Source organism: Acidovorax sp. JHL-3, from assembly GCF_000526295.1.
GTDB classification, from domain to species: domain Bacteria; phylum Pseudomonadota; class Gammaproteobacteria; order Burkholderiales; family Burkholderiaceae_C; genus Acidovorax; species Acidovorax defluvii.
Window position 1 is genome coordinate 1,994,964 of record NZ_JAFU01000001.1, and the last position, 16,528, is coordinate 2,011,491.

Sequence of the window (16,528 nt, forward strand, 5' to 3'; positions counted from 1 at the left end):
CTGGAGGCTATTTTGATTCATATTCTCTGAAGCGGCCTGTTCCCAGTACCAGGTCACCCCCAAAGCACGACGCCCCAGCACCGGGTGGGTGGCTGGGGTGTCTGCGCGACCAGACCCTGTTGCCAGGGTGATTGCGGTGCGGTTTACAGCGAGTCGATAAAGCTGCGCAGCTTGTCCGAGCGGCTGGGGTGCTTCAACTTGCGCAGCGCCTTGGCTTCTATTTGGCGAATGCGCTCGCGCGTCACGTCAAACTGCTTGCCCACTTCTTCCAGTGTGTGGTCGCTGGTCATTTCGATGCCAAAGCGCATGCGCAGCACCTTGGCTTCGCGTGGGGTCAGGCCATCCAGAATGTCCTTGACCACGTCGCGCAGACCGGCCTGCATGGCGGCTTCGATGGGAGCGGTGTTGGCACCGTCTTCGATGAAATCGCCCAGGTGGCTGTCGTCGTCGTCGCCGATGGGGGTTTCCATGGAGATCGGCTCTTTGGCGATCTTCATGATCTTGCGGATCTTGTCCTCGGGGATCTCCATCTTGGCTGCCAAGATGGACGCATCGGGCTCAAAACCAAACTCTTGCAAGTGCTGGCGGCTGATGCGGTTCATCTTGTTGATCGTTTCGATCATGTGCACCGGGATGCGGATGGTGCGGGCCTGGTCGGCGATGCTCCTTGTGATGGCCTGGCGGATCCACCACGTCGCATAGGTCGAGAACTTGTAGCCGCGGCGGTATTCGAACTTGTCCACCGCCTTCATCAGGCCGATGTTGCCCTCCTGGATCAGGTCGAGGAACTGCAAGCCACGGTTGGTGTACTTCTTGGCGATCGAAATCACCAGGCGCAGGTTGGCCTCGATCATTTCCTTCTTGGCATCGCGCGAGGTCGATTCACCCTCGTTCATGCGCTTGTTGATGCCCTTGAGTTCGGCCAGCGGCACGACTACGCGCGATTGCAGGTCGGTCAGCTTTTGCTGCAGATCCTGGATAGGCGGGATGTTGCGCGCCATGATGGTCGACCATGGCTTGCCGGCCGCAGCCTGCTTTTCCACCCACTTGAGGTTGAGCAGGTTGGCCGGGAAGTCCTTGATGAAGGTTTCCTGGGGCATGCCGCACTTGTCCACGATGATGCGGCGCAGCTCGCGCTCTTTTTTGCGCACATCATCGACCTGGCCGCGCACCATGTCGCACAGCTTCTCGATGGTCTTGGCCGTGAAGCGGATGGTCATCAGCTCTTCGGACAAGGCGGCCTGGGCCTTCACGTAGGCAGGCGTGCCGTAGCCTTCCTTGTCGTAGATCTTGTGCACTTTTTCGAACAGCTCGCGCAGCTTGTCAAAGCGCTCCAGCGCCTGCTTCTTGAGCTCTTCGAGCTTTTTGGTCAGGGCCTTGGAGCCGCCCTTGCCGTCGTCGTCATCGGCTTCGTCGAATTCGTCGAAGTCTTCTTCGGCCACATAGTCGTCGGCCTCGTTGGGGTTGGAGAAACCGTCCACGATGGTGGAGATGACCACCTTGCCTTCGCGGATGTCTTCGCCCATGTTCAGGATTTCGGCAATGGTGGCGGGCGATGCGCTGATCGCCTCCATCATGGCCATCAGGCCGCCTTCGATGCGCTTGGCGATTTCGATTTCGCCTTCGCGCGTGAGCAGCTCCACGGTGCCCATTTCGCGCATGTACATGCGCACGGGGTCGGTGGTGCGGCCGAACTCGCTGTCCACGGTGGACAGTGCGGCCTCGGCGGCTTCTTCGGCTTCTTCTTCGGTGGCGCCCGCGGGGGCGTTGTCGGTGATGATCAGCGCCTCTGCATCGGGCGTCTGCTCGTAAACCGCCACGCCCAGATCGTTCAGCGTGGTGATGACGGCTTCGAGGGTTTCGGCATCGACCAGCTTGTCAGGCAGGTGGTCGGAGATTTCAACGTGCGTGAGGTAGCCGCGCGTCTTGCCCAGCTTGATCAGGGTCTTCAGGCGCGCCCGGCGCTTGGCCATGTCTTCTTCGGACAGGACGGTTTCGTCCAGGCCGAATTCCTTCATCAAGGCGCGCTCTTTCGCCTTGCTGATCTTCATGCGCAGGGGCTTGACCTTCTCGGCCGTGGGGGTGGCTTCTGTCTCGGGTTCCACTTCGCCTTCGAGATCGGATTCGATGTCGGACAGGTCTGCTTCGTCACTGCTGATTTCGCCCGCAGCGGCCTTGGGCTTGCGGCCGCGTTTGGCGGGGACCTTGGCTTCGGCGGTGCCGGCGGCCTTGGCCGGACGGCCGGGGCGTTTTTTAGGGGGTTCGTCGCCATCGGACGGGGCTGCTGCGGCGCGGGCAGGCTTTTTCTTCAGCAATTCATCGGCAGCTTTAATCAGCTCGGCAGAACTTTTCACGGACACAGTTTTGACTTTCTTGGCAGCCGGGGCAGGGGCGGCAGCGGCGGCCTTGGGGGGCGCGGCTTTGGCCGGTGCTTTGGCAGCGGTTTTGGAGACAGCCTTCGCGGCGGTGCCTGGGGCGGACTTGAGCGGCTTCGCGGACTTTTGAGCAGGCATAAAACAACCTCGGAGTCAAAAACGGACACAAAGAAAACGCAAGCGCCTCAGATCCCGGCGCGGGTGACACTGCAAAAGCAGAGCTGCTGCAGGTAGAGGAGTGATCCTCAAGGGCAAGATGTCTGGGCGAACATTTGGTGTGCAGTCCTTGCGATGGGTGGACGGTTGTGCGCGTTTGTCACGGTGGTCCGGCTCGGAGGTGCTGCTGTCGCTCTTGCCGACAAACCCTACATTATACCGGCCACACGATATTTCAAGCGCTACGCGGCGCGATGCCCTGCAGAATGTTGCGCCGCTGCTCCAGGGCGCGGTAGCGTTCGAGCGCAGTGGGGTCTTGCGCGGCCTGAAGAATCAGGGCTTTTTGCTGGGCGTTGATGTCTTCGATCAGCATGCGGTTCAAAAGGTCGCGCAGCTCCAGCCGCAATTCGTGCAGATCGCCCTCGGTCTGGGCGTGCGAGCCGGTCATCACTTTCAATGCCAGGGCTTCACAGGGATGGCCCCGCAGGCTTTCCCGCAGCAGCGCCCAGGCCAGCGGGCCGTGCTCGTGCAATTGCCCTTCCAGCCAGCTGAACAGCGGGCCGTGCGGAGCGGGCAGGGCGCACAGCGCGGCGTGGTCGTCGTGTGTCAGATCTTCCAGAAACGCCATGTGCGACAAAAGCAGGCGTGCGGCGTGGTCTGCCCGGCTGGCGGTGGGGGTGCGCGGCAGGCGTGGCTGGGGCGGCCAGGGTGCGGCGTCCTTCTTTTTCCAGCTGCCGCCTTTCCAGTCGCTGCCCTTGCGAAAGGGTGGTTTCTGGGGCGAGCCGTAGGCGCCGCCGCCGGGCGATTGCCAGCCGGGTTCGGCCGGCGCGCCCCACGGGGGCTCGTCTGCCTGGGCGGCGGCATGGCGGTGTGAGGCGCTGGCGCCGGGGCCGGGGTGGCGCGCTGCCTCCTGGGCGGCGGTCTTGCTCCAGAGATCGGACAGGTCGTGCGCGTCCAGCTGGGCGAGCTGGGCCAGCTCGGTGAGCACCTGGCGCCGCAGCACGCCCTCGGGCAATGCGCTCCACAACGGCCGGGCATTGCTGGCCATGTGCGCGCGGCCTTCTGCCGTGCCCAGGTCGCAGCTTTCGCTGGCGGCTTCGATCAGGAAGCGGCTCAGCGGAACGGCATCGCCAATATGGCGGGCAAAGGCGTCGGAGCCATGCGCGCGCACAAAGCTGTCGGGGTCGTGCTCGGGCGGCAGAAACAAAAACTTGATGCTGCGCGTGTCGCTGGCATGGGGCAGGGCGCCATCAAGCGCCTTGCGGGCTGCCCGGCGGCCGGCGGTGTCGCCATCAAAGCTGAACACCACGGAGTCGGTGAAGCGCAGCAGCTTTTGCACATGTTCGGGTGTGCAGGCCGTGCCCAGCGTGGCCACGGCGTTCGGGAAACCCAGCTGCGCCAGCGCCACCACGTCCATGTAGCCCTCGGTGACCAGTGCATAGCCCTGCTCGCGGATGGCGGTGCGGGCCTCGAACAGGCCATAGAGCTCGCGGCCCTTGTGGAACACCGGGGTTTCCGGCGAATTGAGGTATTTGGGCTTGTCGTCCCCCAGCACGCGCCCGCCAAAGCCGATGCACTCGCCCTTCACATTGCGGATGGGGAACATCACCCGGTCGCGGAAGCGGTCGTAGCGTTTGCCGCCGTCCTCGTCGTTCACGATGACCAGCCCGCTTTCTTCGAGCAGCGGGTCGTCGTAGTGCGGGAAAACGCTGGCCAGGCTGCGCCAGCCTTCGGGGGCATAGCCCAGGCCATAGCGCTTGGCCACCGCGCCCGACACGCCCCGGCCCTTGAAATACGCCACGGCCCGGGGTGATGTGCGCAGTTGCTGGCGGTAGGCCTCGGCGGCTTTTTCAAGCACATCGGTCAGCGTGGCCTGCTTTTGCCGGGCGGCGGCTGCACGCTCTTTCTCTTGGGGGGAAATGTCATCGTCCGGCACCTGCAGGCCCACCTGCTGGGCCAGGTCCTGCACGGCCTCGATGAAGCCCATGCCGGCGTGCTCCATCAAAAAGCTGATGGCGTTGCCGTTCTTGCCGCAGCCAAAGCAGTGATAGAACTGCTTGGCGGGGCTGACGCTGAAAGAGGGCGATTTCTCGCCATGAAAGGGGCACAGCCCCATGAAATTGGCGCCGCCCTTTTTGAGCTGCACGTAGCGGCCCACGATATCCACCACGTCAACGCGCGCGAGCAGTTCCTGGATGAATGATTGGGGGATCGACACCCGGGTATTTTGAACGATCCTGCGCGTGCGGCTCAGCCCACGGTTTTGCGGCTGCGAACGCGCACGATGATGTCCACTTCGGCCATTTCCAGGTCGTCCCTCAGCGCGGGCATGCCGCTTACCTTCAACTGGCCGTCGGGCAGGTCGTGCACCTCGCCGGTATCAATATGGTAGATGTGGTGGTGTGCACGGGTGTTCGAGTCATAGATGGTTGCTTCGCCGTTCATCACCAGTTCGCGCAGCAGGCCGTGCTGCACGAAGGTTTGCAGCGTGCCATAAACGGTGGCGCGCGAGATGCCCGCCAGGTGTGTGCGTGCAGCGGCCAGAACTTGCTCAGCCGTCATGTGCACGGGCCGCTGCAGCAAAACCGCGCCGATGGCCAGGCGCTGCAAGGTGGGCAGCACGCCGGCCACTTGCAGGCGCTCGTACACAGCGCCGGAAGTGATTGTCTCCATGGGCCTTTTTCTTTTCTCTTCCGGGTGGCTGGATTATTTGTCGAATGGCTGGGGACGCGGTGTCTTGTCGCTCGATGGCGGCAGGATGGGCAGCATGAACTTGGGCTGGTCGCCCGTCAGCGTCTTGAGGAAGGCCACGATCTTGGCGTTCTCGTCGTCGGTGAAGGTGCGGCCCAGCTGAATGCGGCCCATGGTATCCACCGCCTGCGCCAGGGTATCCGCTGCACCATCGTGGAAGTAGGGGTAGGTCAGCTCCACATTGCGCAGCGTAGGCACCTTGAAGTTGAAGCGGTCGGCGTCCTTGCCCGTGACGGCAGATCGGCCTTCGGCACCGGTCGTGTCCTTGTAGGGTTCGACGACGCCCATTTTCTGGAACGAGTTGCCACCCACGGCCGGGCCGTTGTGGCAGGCCACGCAGCCGCTGGTCTTGAAGAGCTGGTAACCCGCCAGCTCGTCCTTTGTCAGTGCGGTGGTCTTGCCGACCAGCCACTGGTCGAAGCGCGAGTTGGGTGTGACCAGCGTTTCTTCGAACGCGGCAATGGCCTTGGTGACCTGGTCGATATCGATCGGCTCCTTTTTGAACGCCTTCTTGAACTCGGTGCGATAGGCAGGAATGGAGGCCAGCAGGTCAATGGCCAGCTCGTGCGTGAAAGCCATTTCGCCCGGATTGGCGATGGGCCCGCCGGCCTGTGCCTGCAGATCCTTGGCGCGGCCATCCCAGAACTGGGCCAGGTTCAGGCTGGAGTTGAGCACCGTGGGCGAGTTGATGGGGCCCTTTTGCCAGTTGTGGCCGATGGAGGTCTTGAGGTTGTCGCTGCCGCCCATGCCCAGGTTGTGGCAAGAGTTGCACGAAATGAAGCCCGAGCGCGACAGGCGTGGATCGAAGAACAGTTTCTTGCCCAACTCCACCACCGCAGGGTTCGTCACCTTGGCGGGTTTGATGGGCGAAATGGGCTCGTTGTTGGCAGCCTGCAGGGGCCCTGCGGCCAGAAGCGCGGCCGATGTGGCAAGGGCGGCGGCAAGGGCTCTCAGAGGGGTGGCCATTCGGGTTGTCATGTTTACTCCGTAAATACCTGGCTCTGGGTGAATGCGCCTTCCGGCACGCTGGCGTGCAGAGGGCGGCCGCAGAAACGGCGCAGCCAGGCAACTGCGCAATCTCTTCATGAACCGGGAGGGCAGACCCCCGGGTAGGAGATCTGACTCGGACTCAGTCCAGACGGCAGACTGATTTCAATCCATATCGGTAGTATGGTTATTGCGCTGCATCAAACACCGGCGCAAGTCCGGGCGCAGGACTGGATACAGTCCATGTGTCGCCGTACCGGAGAAACCGCCATGACCAGCATCTACGACCAGCAATTGCCCCGCACTGAAGCCAACTTTGCGCCCCTGTCGCCGCTGGGTTTCATCGAGCGCACCGCCGAGGTTTATCCCGACCGCCTGGCCATCGTGCATGGCGATCTGCGCCAGACCTGGGCCCAGACCTACGCGCGCTGCCGCCAACTGGCCAGCGCGCTGGCGCGCTCGGGCATCGGCAAGAACGACACCGTGGCCGTGATGCTGCCCAACACGCCGCCGATGGTGGAGGCGCACTTTGGCGTGCCCATGGCAGGCGCCGTGCTCAACGCGCTGAATACGCGGCTCGACCCCGAGGCCATTGCCTTCATGCTCGACCACGGCGAGGCCAAGGCCGTGATCGTGGACCCCGAGTTCGCGGGCACCATGGCCAAGGCCCTGGCGCTGCGCCAGAGCCAGGCGCCGCTGCTGCTGATTGATGTGGAGGACGCACTGTATGGTCCCGCCAGCCAGCGCCTGGGCGAGCGCACCTATGAAGAATTCCTGGCCAACGGCGACCCGCAGTTCGCGTGGGAGCTGCCCGGCGACGAGTGGGATGCCATTGCTCTCAACTACACATCCGGCACCACCGGCAACCCCAAGGGCGTGGTCTACCACCACCGGGGCGCGGCCACCAACGCCATCAGCAACGTGCTGGAGTGGGACATGCCCAAGCACGCGGTCTATCTGTGGACGCTGCCCATGTTCCACTGCAACGGCTGGTGCTTTCCGTGGACGGTGGCGGCGCGCGCGGGTGTCAACGTGTGCCTGCGCCGGGTGGAGGCGCAGGCGATCTTTGATGCCATCCGCAACCACGGCGTTACCCACTATTGCGGCGCGCCCATCGTGCACGGCCTGCTGGTCAACGCCCCGGCCGCGATGAAGGAAGGGGTGCCCGCAGGCGTCAAGGCCATGGTGGCCGGCGCTGCGCCGCCCGCCTCGATGATCGAGGGCATGGAGAAGATGGGCTTCGATCTGACCCATGTCTATGGCCTCACCGAGGTGTACGGCCCGGCCACGGTGTGCGCCAAGCACGATGCCTGGAACGACCTCGACATCGGCGAGCGCGCGCGCCTCAACGCCCGCCAGGGCGTGCGCTACCACCTGCAGCGTGATGTGCAGGTGCTCGACCCCGAAACCCTGCACCCCGTGCCTTGGGACGGCGAAACCATGGGCGAGATCATGTTCAAGGGCAACATTGCCATGAAGGGTTACCTCAAGAACCCCAAGGCCACCGAGGAAGCCTTTGCCGGAGGCTGGTTTCACAGCGGCGATCTGGCCGTGCAATACCCCGACGGCTACATCAAGATCAAGGACCGCAGCAAGGACATCATCATCTCGGGCGGCGAGAACATCTCGTCCATCGAGGTGGAAGACGTGCTCTACCGCCACCCCGACGTGCTGGCCGCCGCCGTGGTGGCCAAGCCCGACGCGAAGTGGGGAGAAACCCCCTGCGCCTTCGTGGAGCTGAAAGCCGGCGCGCAGACCTCGGCCGATGACATCGTGCAGCATTGCAAGAAGCACCTGGCCGGTTTCAAGGTGCCGCGCGCCGTGGTGTTTGGCGAAATACCCAAAACCGCCACGGGCAAGATCCAGAAGTTCGAGCTGCGCAAGCAGGCGGGCTCGGCCACGGCGATCAACGTCTGACCGAGGCAGCACTGCCGGCCACGCTGGCAGTGTTTTGATTGCTATTGTATTAATAGCTGGTTGCGCTTTATCCATAAGGGCTAGTGCCCTATTTGGTTCAAATACTGCCCCCTGGCTTCGGTGCGCCGATAAAGCGGTGTGACCGGGGTGGAGTCCGGGTGCGATACTTGCCCCGGTTTTTCATCCCCATCCGCGCGGGGGCGTGCATGTGCCTTGCGCCGGCCCTTCATCCATGCCCGGTTTTCCGGGCAAGTGAGTTGTTGATTGAAGTCCCTGAACTCCCCCGATCTGGCCGCCCGCAGCCTGGCTGCGCTCTGGCATCCCTGCACCCAGATGGCGCGTGCCGCCGTCACGCCACCGCTGGCCATCGCCCGGGGTGAAGGGCCCTGGCTTTTCGACCTGGAAGGGCGGCGCTATTTCGACGCCAACAGCTCGTGGTGGGTCAACCTGTTCGGGCACTCGGATGCCGGTATCCGCGCCGCCATCACGCACCAGCTGGAAACCCTGCCCCACGTCATGCTGGCCGGCTGCACCCATGCGCCCGCGGTCGAGCTGGCAGAAAAGCTCTCGGCACTGACCGGTGGCGCCCTGGGCCACGCCTTCTTTGCCAGCGACGGCGCCTCGGCCGTCGAGATCGCGCTGAAGATGAGCTTTCATTCGTGGTGCAACCGGGGCCAGGCGGACAAGCGCGAATTCGTCTGCCTGCGCAACGGCTACCACGGCGAGACCATTGGCGCGCTGGCCGTGACCGATGTGGCGGTGTTCCGCGATGCCTACGACCCGCTGCTGATGCGCGCCCACATCGTCGATTCGCCCGATGCGCGCCAGGGCCCGGGCAGCGAGGCGCGCGCGCTGGCCGACCTGCGCCGCGTGCTCACCGCGCGGCGCGGCCATGTGGCCGCCCTCATCATCGAGCCGCTGGTGCAGTGCGCCGCAGGCATGGCCATGCACGAGCCCTCTTACCTGCGCGCCGTGCGGGCGCTGTGCGACGAGTTCGATATCCACCTCATTGCCGACGAGATCGCGGTGGGCTGCGGGCGCAGCGGCACCTTCTTTGCATTCGAGCAGGGCGAGTGCGGCTGGCCCGACTTCATCACGCTGTCCAAGGGCATCAGCGGCGGCACCTTACCGCTGTCGCTGGTGCTGACCACCGAAACGGTCTACCAGAGCTTCTGGAGCGAGCAGGTGGGGCGCGGTTTTCTGCATTCGCACTCTTACACCGGCAACGCACTGGCCTGCGCGGCGGCCAATGCCGTGCTCGACCGCTTTGCTGCCGACCAGGTGCTGGAAAAAAACCGCGTGCAGGCCCGGCTGCTGGCCGAGGCCTTCGCGCCGCTGGCCACCGATCCGCGCGTGCACCACCTGCGCCAGCGCGGGATGATTCTGGCGTTCGACGTGCGCGAACCCGGTGAGCGGTTTGCCGAGCGCTTTCACCTGGCCGCACGCGCGCACGAGCTGCTGATCCGCCCCATCGGCGCCACGGTGTACCTGATGCCGCCTTACCTGATTGACGCGCCCGCGGCGCAGTTTTTGTTCCAGGCCGTGATGGCCACGCTGTCGGAGGTGTTGGATGCTGCTTGACCACCTGAACCAGAAACTGCAGGCCATCGCAGCCAAGGATCTGACACGCGTGCTGCGCGAGGCCCAGAGCGCCACGGCACCGGTGCAGCGCGTGCGCGGCGCCGACGGGCAATCGCGTGAGCTGCTGATGTTCTGCAGCAACGACTACCTGGGCTTGGCCGCACACCCCGCGCTGGCCGACGCGCTGGCCGAGGGCGCGCGCCTGTACGGTGCTGGCTCGGGCTCGTCGCACCTCATCAGCGGGCATTCGAGCGCGCACGCGGCGCTGGAACGTGCCCTGGCAGCCACGGTGGCGCCCGCCATTCCAGACGCCGAGGCGCTTTTTTTCTGCACCGGCTTCATGGCCAACCTGGCGGTGCTGACGGCCCTGGGCGATGCCGATGCGGTGATTTTTTCGGAAGAGCTGAACCATGCCTCGCTGATCGACGGTGCACGCCTGGCCAAGGCGTCGGTGCAGCGCTATGCGCACTGCAATGTGGCGCAGCTGGATGCGCTGCTGGGTGCCTGCACGGCCCGTATCAAGCTGATCGTCACCGATGCGGTGTTCAGCATGGATGGCGACGTGGCCCCGCTCGATGCCCTGCTTGCGCTGGCCGAACGGCACGATGCCTGGCTGGTGGTGGACGATGCCCATGGCTTCGGCGTGTTGGGGCCGCAGGGGCGCGGCACACTGGCGCACTTTGGCCTGCGCAGCGAGCGGCTGATCATGGTGGGCACGCTGGGCAAGGCCGCCGGTGTGGCGGGCGCCTTTGTGGCCGCGCACCCCACGGTCATCCAATACCTGATCCAGGCCGCGCGTGCCTATATCTTCACCACCGCTGCGCCGCCCGCTCTGGCCCATGCGCTGCTGCAAAGCCTGGCGCTGATGGCGGGCGAAGAGGGCGAACAGCGCCGCGCCAACCTCGTGCGCCTGCAGGCGCAGCTGCGGGACGGTGTGGGCGCCATCCTGGCGCGCCACCCTGGCCTGGGCTGGCGGTTGGTGGCGTCGGACACACCCATCCAGCCGCTGGTCATTGGCGAAAACGCTGCCGCGCTGCGGGTGGCTGCCATCCTCGACCGCGCCGGTCTGCGCGTGCCGGCGATTCGTCCGCCCACCGTGGCGCCGGGCACGGCACGCCTGCGCATCACACTGTGTGGCACGCACAGCGCGGCTGACATTGATCGCCTGCTGGAGGCGCTGGCCGAAGCCGCAGCGGAGCTGGCATGACGCGCGGTTTTTTTCGTCGCCGGGCCGCCCCAAGATGAAAAGCAGCCCCCTCGGGGGGGCAGCGACCCGCGAAGCGGCGGAGCGTGGGGGGCATTTTTCATCACCGGCACCGACACCGAGATCGGCAAGACCGCCATCACCGCCGCGCTCACGCACCTGGCGGCGCAGTCGGGCCTGCGCGCGGCTGCCATCAAGCCGCTGGCGGCGGGGCAAGACTGCGTGGACGGCCGCTGGGTCAATGAAGACGTGCTGCGCCTGCGCGCGGCCAGCAACATGGACCTGCGCGATGACGAGGTGGGCCCGCTGCAACTGCGCACGCCCTGTGCGCCGCACATCGCCGCCCGCCTGGAGGGCCGCACCATCTCGCGCGATTCGCTGCTGGCCGCCGTGCGCGGTGTGGCGGCGCGGGCGGACATCGCATTTGTCGAAGGCGTGGGCGGGTTTCGGGTGCCGCTAGTCCCTGGCTGGGACACCGCCGACCTGGCCGTGGACCTGGGGCTGCCAGTGGTACTGGTGGTGGGCCTGCGCCTGGGCTGCATCAACCACGCGCTGCTCACGGCCGAAGCCGTGCGCGCGCGCGGCCTGCAGTTGGCCGGCTGGGTGGCCAACACGGTCGATGCCGCCATGCCGCATGGCGGCGACAACCTGGCGGCGCTGGAGGCGGGCCTTTTGGCACCCTTCCTGGGCCATGTGCCCCGGCTCTCCGACCCGCATCCGGCAGCCATTGCGGCCCATCTGCCAAAGGCGCTGGCACTTTTGCAGGCGCAGCAGGCCGCGTAGGCCAGAGGCCGGCGCGGAGCGCAGCTGGTTTGCGCGCTTACCCGGCTGGCGGCTGGGGTGCCGCTGCCAGGCCGCGCAGCCGGGCGAGTTCTTCGCTGTCGATCGCGATGCCGTGGCGCTCGGATTCGGCGCGCTGCTGGTAGCGGCGGTCGCCGGGCTGGCGGGCCTGGCCGGCGGCGCGCATTTGCTGCACCAGGGTTTCGGTGCGCTGCGCAAAATTGTGGCCAGCGCCCTTGCCGGGGTCGATCACGATGAGCAGCTCGCCCGTCCTGGGCGTTTTGGCGCCGGGGTGCTGCGACCAGTCAAAGTCAAACGAGAAGTTGCCGCCCGTGAGCGCCGCAGCCAGCAGCTCGACCATCATCGACAGGGCCGATCCCTTGTAGCCGCCAAACGGCAGCAGCGCACCGCCGTCCAGGATGGCGGCCGGGTCGCAGGTGGGCTGGCCGTGGCGGTCCACGCCGTAGCCCTCGGGCAGGGTGTGGCCCGCGCGCGCGGCAATCTGCACGTCGCCGTGGGCGATGGCGCTGGTGGCGAGGTCAAACACCAGCGGGTCGCCCCCTGTGCGCGGCGCGGCAAAGGCGATGGGGTTGGTGCCAAACAAGGCCTTGTGCCCACCCGTGGGCACCACGCAGGCCATGCTGTTCACGAAGGCCAGCGCCACCAGCCCTTCGCGGGCAAAGGGCTCCACGTCGGGCCAGAGCGCGGCGAAATGGTGCGAGTTGCGGATGGCCAGCAGCGCAATGCCGTTGCGGCGCGCCTTGTCGATCAGCAGGCCACGCGCAGCCTGTAGGGCCGGTTGTGCAAAGCCGTTGCAGGCATCCACGGCCACGTATCCGGGTGCCACGTCTTGCACCTGCGGCACGGCCTGCCCGTTGACCCAGCCGCTGGCCAGCGTGGAAAGGTAGCCAGGGATGCGGAAGATGCCATGGCTTTCGGCGCCGTCGCGCTGGGCGCTGGCGCAGTTGGCGGCCAGCACGGCCGCCACTTCGGCCGAGGTGCCGTGGCGCAGAAAGATCTGGGTGAGCAGGGCTTGCAGCTCGGCGCAGGAAACCAGCGAAGTGCCGGTGCTGTGGGGCATGTGCGGAGTCGGTGCGGGCATGTGTATTCGCTATGTTTTATATAGCTGCTTGCGCTTATGCATAAAGCGCTATAGCCTGTTTTTATGCTGATTATTATCAGTCACCCATCACCACGCCTTCGCGCCGCGGGTCGGCGCCGCCCAGCCATACCTTTTTGCCATGGGCCTGGCCCCGGGTGATGGCCTGCAGGCCGCTGGTCATGTTCATCTCGCGCACCTCGGCGCCGCGTGCGCGCAGGGCCTGCACCGTGGCGGGCGGGAAGCGGTTTTCTTCCAGCAGCGTGGGGCCGTTCATGGAGCCGAAATTGGGCAGGTTGATGGCCTGCTGGGGCATCAGGCCCCAGTTGAGCACGCCATACAGCGCCTTGGCCGTGTAGTGGATGATGGCCGCGCCGCCGGGGCTGCCGCCGCTCATCAGAAGCTCGCCGCTGGCCTGGTCAAACACCAGCGTGGGCGCCATGGACGAGCGCGGCCGCTTGCCCGGCTGCACGCGGTTGGCAATGGGCTGGCCCTGCGCGTCGGTGGGGGCAAAGCTGAAGTCGGTGAGTTCGTTGTTGAGCAAAAAGCCCCCGCGGCGCGCGGCGCTGGTGGTGACCATCTGGCGTGAGCCAAACTGGTCTTCGATGGTGGTGGTCATGGCCACCGCGTTGCCAAAGGCGTCCACGATACTGATGTGGCTGGTGCCGTATTCGGGTTGCTCGGGCATGGGGGCAAAGCTGGTGCGCAGGGCGCCCGGCGTGCCCGGTTGCGCCACCTTCATGCTCTGCGCACCGATCAGTTGGGCGCGGCTGGCCAGATAGGCGGGCTCCAGCAGGCTCATCCAGCTGCCGGCCGGGGGTTGCACGAAATCGGGGTCGGCCACGTAGAGCGCACGGTCGGCAAAGGCCAGGCGCGCCGCTTCGGTGTAGAGGTGCAGCCAGTCGGCGCCGGGGGCGGGGCCGCGCAGACCGTCTTGCAGTGGTATGGCAGCCGCGTTGGTGTTTTGGAGGATGCCCAGGATCTGGCCGATGGCGATGGCGCCCGAACTCGGCGGCGGAAAGCCGCACACGCGGTAGTTGCGGGGCGCAACCTGGTAGCTGGTGCACAGGGCTTCGCGCTTTTTGGGCTGGTAACCGGCCAGATCGGCCAGGCTGAGCTGGCCTGGATTGGTGGGGTGCGTGCGCACCTTGGTCACGATGGCCTGGGCCACGTCGCCCTCCAGCAGCGCCTTTGAGCCTTGCCGGGCGATGGCCCGCAGCACGGCAGCCAACTCGGGGTTCTTCAGCACATGGCCCACGGGCCAGGGTTTGCCAGCGGTGTCGTAGAAGTAGGCGGCGGCCACGGGGTCTTTGGACAGGAATTTGTCGTTGGCCAGCAAGGTGTTGAGCCGGGCGCTGACCTTGAAGCCGCCCTCGGCCAGTTGGATGGCGGGCTCGAACAGCTGCGCCCATGCCAGCTTGCCATGCTCGCGGTGTGCCAGCTCCAGCATGCGCACCGTACCCGGCACGCCCACCGACCGCCCACCCACCACGGCATCGTTGAACGGCAGGGGCTTGCCGTCCGCGCCGATGAAGAGCTTGTCGGTGACGGCAGCGGGTGCTGTCTCGCGCCCGTCATAGGCTTCCACGCGGGCACCCGCAGCATGCAGCAGGAAGGCGCCGCCGCCAATGCCGCTCGACTGCGGCTCGACCAGCGTCAGCACCATCTGCACCGCAATGGCCGCGTCGATGGCCGAGCCGCCCGCCTTGAGCACCTGGTAGCCCGCGTCGGTGGCCAGCGGGTTGGCTGCGGCCACGGCAAACTTCTCGGTGGCCCAGCCCGGTTTTTCGGTGGTGCCCGACGAGCCCTCGGGCTGGCTGGGCACGGTGTAGGCCAGCGGCGGTGCGGTGTTGCAACCGGCCAGCAGCGCGGCGGCGGCGATCAGCGCAATGCGAAGGGGGGTGGTCTTGGGCATCCGGTGTTCTCCATGGGGTGGGCGGGAATCCATGGTAGCGGGCGGGCGGTTGGGGGCCGACCGTTGTTACATTGCGGAACAGCGCCTTGGATTTGTGCTGTTTTTGGCCTCTAGCGCTTTACCTGTAAACGCCACTAGCTATCATTTCGTGAGCTAATCGGTTCACATCAGTACGGGGCCGGCCCGCCCGTCTTCCACCACGAAGCGCGCCAGGGTGGATGCGCCGCTGTCGGCCCGCAAGGGGTCGTCCACCACCCGCAAGCTGGTGGTCCAGTGCTGCGGGGTGATGTCGGCCAGGCCGTAGCCACGCTGGTCGCAGCGCGCCAACAGCACATGCGGGTTGTGGCGGGCGATGGCATCGACCTTGTCCTGTGTGGTGCCCGCGCGCGAGCTGATCGAGGTGCCGCAGAACTCGCTGGCGACCACCGGCCCGGCAGGCTGCTGGCCGTCCGAGCCGGCATCGGTGAGCACCTTGCAGACATAGTTCTGGTGGATGTCGCCGCCCAGCAGCACGCTGTTGCGCGGTGCGTGGCGGGCCAGTGACTGCAGCAGGCGCGCGCGGGCGCCGGGGTAGCCGTCCCAGCTGTCGGTGGAGACCACGCCCGAGGGGTAGCGGCGGGGCGAGAACAGGGTTTGCTGCGCGATCACGCTCCAGCGGGTGCGGTCGTGCTGTGCATCGGCGGCCAGGCCCGCATCAAGCCACTGCTCCTGCGCAGCGCCCAGCAGGGTGCGTTGCGGGTCGGCGTGGGCGGCACAGTCTTGCGGGCGCACGGCGGCAGCCCCGCCCGTGTCGGCCGGGCGGCAAGCCTGCCACTGGCGGTGCTGACGGGTGTCGAGCAGGTGCACCTGGGCCAGCCTGCCCCAGCGCAGGCGCCGGTACACCTGCAGGGCACCAAAGTCGGGCGCCAGCAGGCTGGCTGCACGCAGCGGCATGTTTTCGTAAAACGCCTGCCAGGCAGCGCTGCGCAGGGCCAGAAAAGCGACTGGGTCGCCCTGGCTGCCCTTGCCTTGGGCGCCGGCGTAGTCGTTCTGCACCTCGTGGTCATCCCAGGTGACGGCCCACGGGCAGGCGGCATGGGCGGCCTGCAGGGCCGGGTCGCTTTTGTGCAGCGCATAGCGGTCGCGGAAGTCGGCCAGGGTGCTGGCGTGCCGCAGCGCGTGCACGCGGGCCAGGCCCGTGGTGGCTGGTGGCGATGCGTATTCGTAGATGTAGTCGCCCAGGAACAGCACCAGGTCGGGCTGGTCAGCGCACAGGTGGCGCCACGCGGCGTAGTGGCCGTGCTCCCAGCGCTGGCATGAGGCAAAGGCGATGCGCAGATGGGCGTCCATGGCATCGGCCGCAGGTGCGGTACGGGTGCGGCCCGTGGCGCTGATGGCGTCGCCCAGCATGAAGCGGTAGTGGTACCAGCGGGCCGGGGCCAGCCCGGTGAGCTCGACATGCACGCTGTGGCCCAGTGCGGGAAGCGCCGTGGCCTGCCCGCGCTGCACGATGCGCCGAAAGGCCGGGTCGTCGGCCAGCTCCCAGCGCACGGTGAACGGATCGCTGAGATCGCCGTGCTGTGTTGGCAGCAGTCGAGTCCAGAGCACCACGCCGTCGGGTGTGGGGTCGCCGCTGGCCACGCCCAGGGCAAACGGGTCGTGCTGCAGCGGGTGGTTGCTCCAGGCCCAGCGGGGCAGGGTGCCGGCAGCGGCCACCAGGGCGGCACGCTGTAGGAAGGCGCGGCGTTGCAGGGGTGTCATGGTGCGGAGTGTCGCGGCTGGCT

Annotated in this window: 11 protein-coding genes; 4 read left to right on the forward strand and 7 right to left on the reverse strand. The window is 66.3% G+C overall.

Features of this window, described 5'->3' with window-relative positions:
- Nucleotides 1–143: 143 nt before the first annotated feature.
- The 4 genes from rpoD to K226_RS0109430 form a co-directional block, all read right to left on the reverse strand.
- On the reverse strand, nt 144–2,513 hold the full coding sequence (gene rpoD / locus K226_RS0109415; RefSeq protein ID WP_024814567.1) for an RNA polymerase sigma factor RpoD: 2,370 nt from the start codon (nt 2,511–2,513) through the stop codon (nt 144–146).
- A gap of 253 nt (nt 2,514–2,766) precedes the next feature.
- Complete coding sequence (gene dnaG / locus K226_RS0109420; RefSeq protein ID WP_024814568.1) at nt 2,767–4,749, reverse strand: DNA primase; 1,983 nt, start codon at nt 4,747–4,749, stop codon at nt 2,767–2,769.
- A gap of 32 nt (nt 4,750–4,781) precedes the next feature.
- On the reverse strand, nt 4,782–5,204 hold the full coding sequence (locus tag K226_RS0109425; RefSeq protein WP_024814569.1) for a Fur family transcriptional regulator: 423 nt from the start codon (nt 5,202–5,204) through the stop codon (nt 4,782–4,784).
- A gap of 33 nt (nt 5,205–5,237) precedes the next feature.
- Complete coding sequence (locus tag K226_RS0109430) at nt 5,238–6,260, reverse strand: cytochrome-c peroxidase (RefSeq protein WP_035240967.1); 1,023 nt, start codon at nt 6,258–6,260, stop codon at nt 5,238–5,240.
- Nucleotides 6,261–6,539: 279 nt separating this feature from the next.
- Between K226_RS0109430 and K226_RS0109435 the strand changes: the two genes are divergently transcribed.
- From K226_RS0109435 to bioD, 4 genes are all read left to right on the forward strand, one after another.
- Nucleotides 6,540–8,186, forward strand: coding sequence for an acyl-CoA synthetase (locus K226_RS0109435; protein ID WP_024814571.1), 1,647 nt, complete (start codon nt 6,540–6,542; stop codon nt 8,184–8,186).
- 264 nt (nt 8,187–8,450) lie between these two features.
- Complete coding sequence (gene bioA, locus K226_RS0109440; protein ID WP_024814572.1) at nt 8,451–9,767, forward strand: adenosylmethionine--8-amino-7-oxononanoate transaminase; 1,317 nt, start codon at nt 8,451–8,453, stop codon at nt 9,765–9,767.
- On the forward strand, nt 9,757–10,974 hold the full coding sequence (gene bioF / locus K226_RS0109445) for an 8-amino-7-oxononanoate synthase (protein ID WP_024814573.1): 1,218 nt from the start codon (nt 9,757–9,759) through the stop codon (nt 10,972–10,974). Before bioA ends, bioF begins: the two co-directional genes overlap by 11 nt.
- A 135-nt stretch (nt 10,975–11,109) precedes the next feature.
- The gene (bioD, locus tag K226_RS0109450) at nt 11,110–11,754 is read left to right on the forward strand and encodes a dethiobiotin synthase (protein ID WP_238324251.1); all 645 of its coding nucleotides are present in this window, start codon (nt 11,110–11,112) and stop codon (nt 11,752–11,754) included.
- Nucleotides 11,755–11,791: 37 nt separating this feature from the next.
- Here the strand turns inward: bioD and K226_RS0109455 are convergent, their stop codons facing one another.
- The 3 genes from K226_RS0109455 to K226_RS0109465 form a co-directional block, all read right to left on the reverse strand.
- Nucleotides 11,792–12,832 carry an Ldh family oxidoreductase gene (locus tag K226_RS0109455; RefSeq protein WP_024814575.1) on the reverse strand — a complete coding sequence of 347 codons (1,041 nt, stop codon included), beginning with the start codon at nt 12,830–12,832 and terminating at the stop codon, nt 11,792–11,794.
- Between the two features lie 97 nt (nt 12,833–12,929).
- Entirely contained in the window at nt 12,930–14,765 is a 1,836-nt protein-coding gene (locus K226_RS0109460; protein ID WP_024814576.1) for a gamma-glutamyltransferase family protein, read from the reverse strand.
- Between the two features lie 162 nt (nt 14,766–14,927).
- The gene (locus tag K226_RS0109465; protein WP_024814577.1) at nt 14,928–16,505 is read right to left on the reverse strand and encodes an alkaline phosphatase; all 1,578 of its coding nucleotides are present in this window, start codon (nt 16,503–16,505) and stop codon (nt 14,928–14,930) included.
- Nucleotides 16,506–16,528 lie beyond the last annotated feature (23 nt).

Bases quoted from the DNA above. Each gene is read 5' to 3' on its own strand.
- rpoD (WP_024814567.1), bottom strand. From the start codon at position 2,513: ATGCCTGCTCAAAAGTCCGCGAAGCCGCTCAAGTCCGCCCCAGGCACC.
- K226_RS0109425 (WP_024814569.1), bottom strand. From the start codon at position 5,204: ATGGAGACAATCACTTCCGGCGCTGTGTACGAGCGCCTGCAAGTGGCC.
- K226_RS0109430 (WP_035240967.1), bottom strand. From the start codon at position 6,260: ATGACAACCCGAATGGCCACCCCTCTGAGAGCCCTTGCCGCCGCCCTT.
- K226_RS0109435 (WP_024814571.1), top strand. From the start codon at position 6,540: ATGACCAGCATCTACGACCAGCAATTGCCCCGCACTGAAGCCAACTTT.
- bioF (WP_024814573.1), top strand. From the start codon at position 9,757: ATGCTGCTTGACCACCTGAACCAGAAACTGCAGGCCATCGCAGCCAAG.
- K226_RS0109455 (WP_024814575.1), bottom strand. From the start codon at position 12,832: ATGCCCCACAGCACCGGCACTTCGCTGGTTTCCTGCGCCGAGCTGCAA.
- K226_RS0109460 (WP_024814576.1), bottom strand. From the start codon at position 14,765: ATGCCCAAGACCACCCCCCTTCGCATTGCGCTGATCGCCGCCGCCGCG.
- K226_RS0109465 (WP_024814577.1), bottom strand. From the start codon at position 16,505: ATGACACCCCTGCAACGCCGCGCCTTCCTACAGCGTGCCGCCCTGGTG.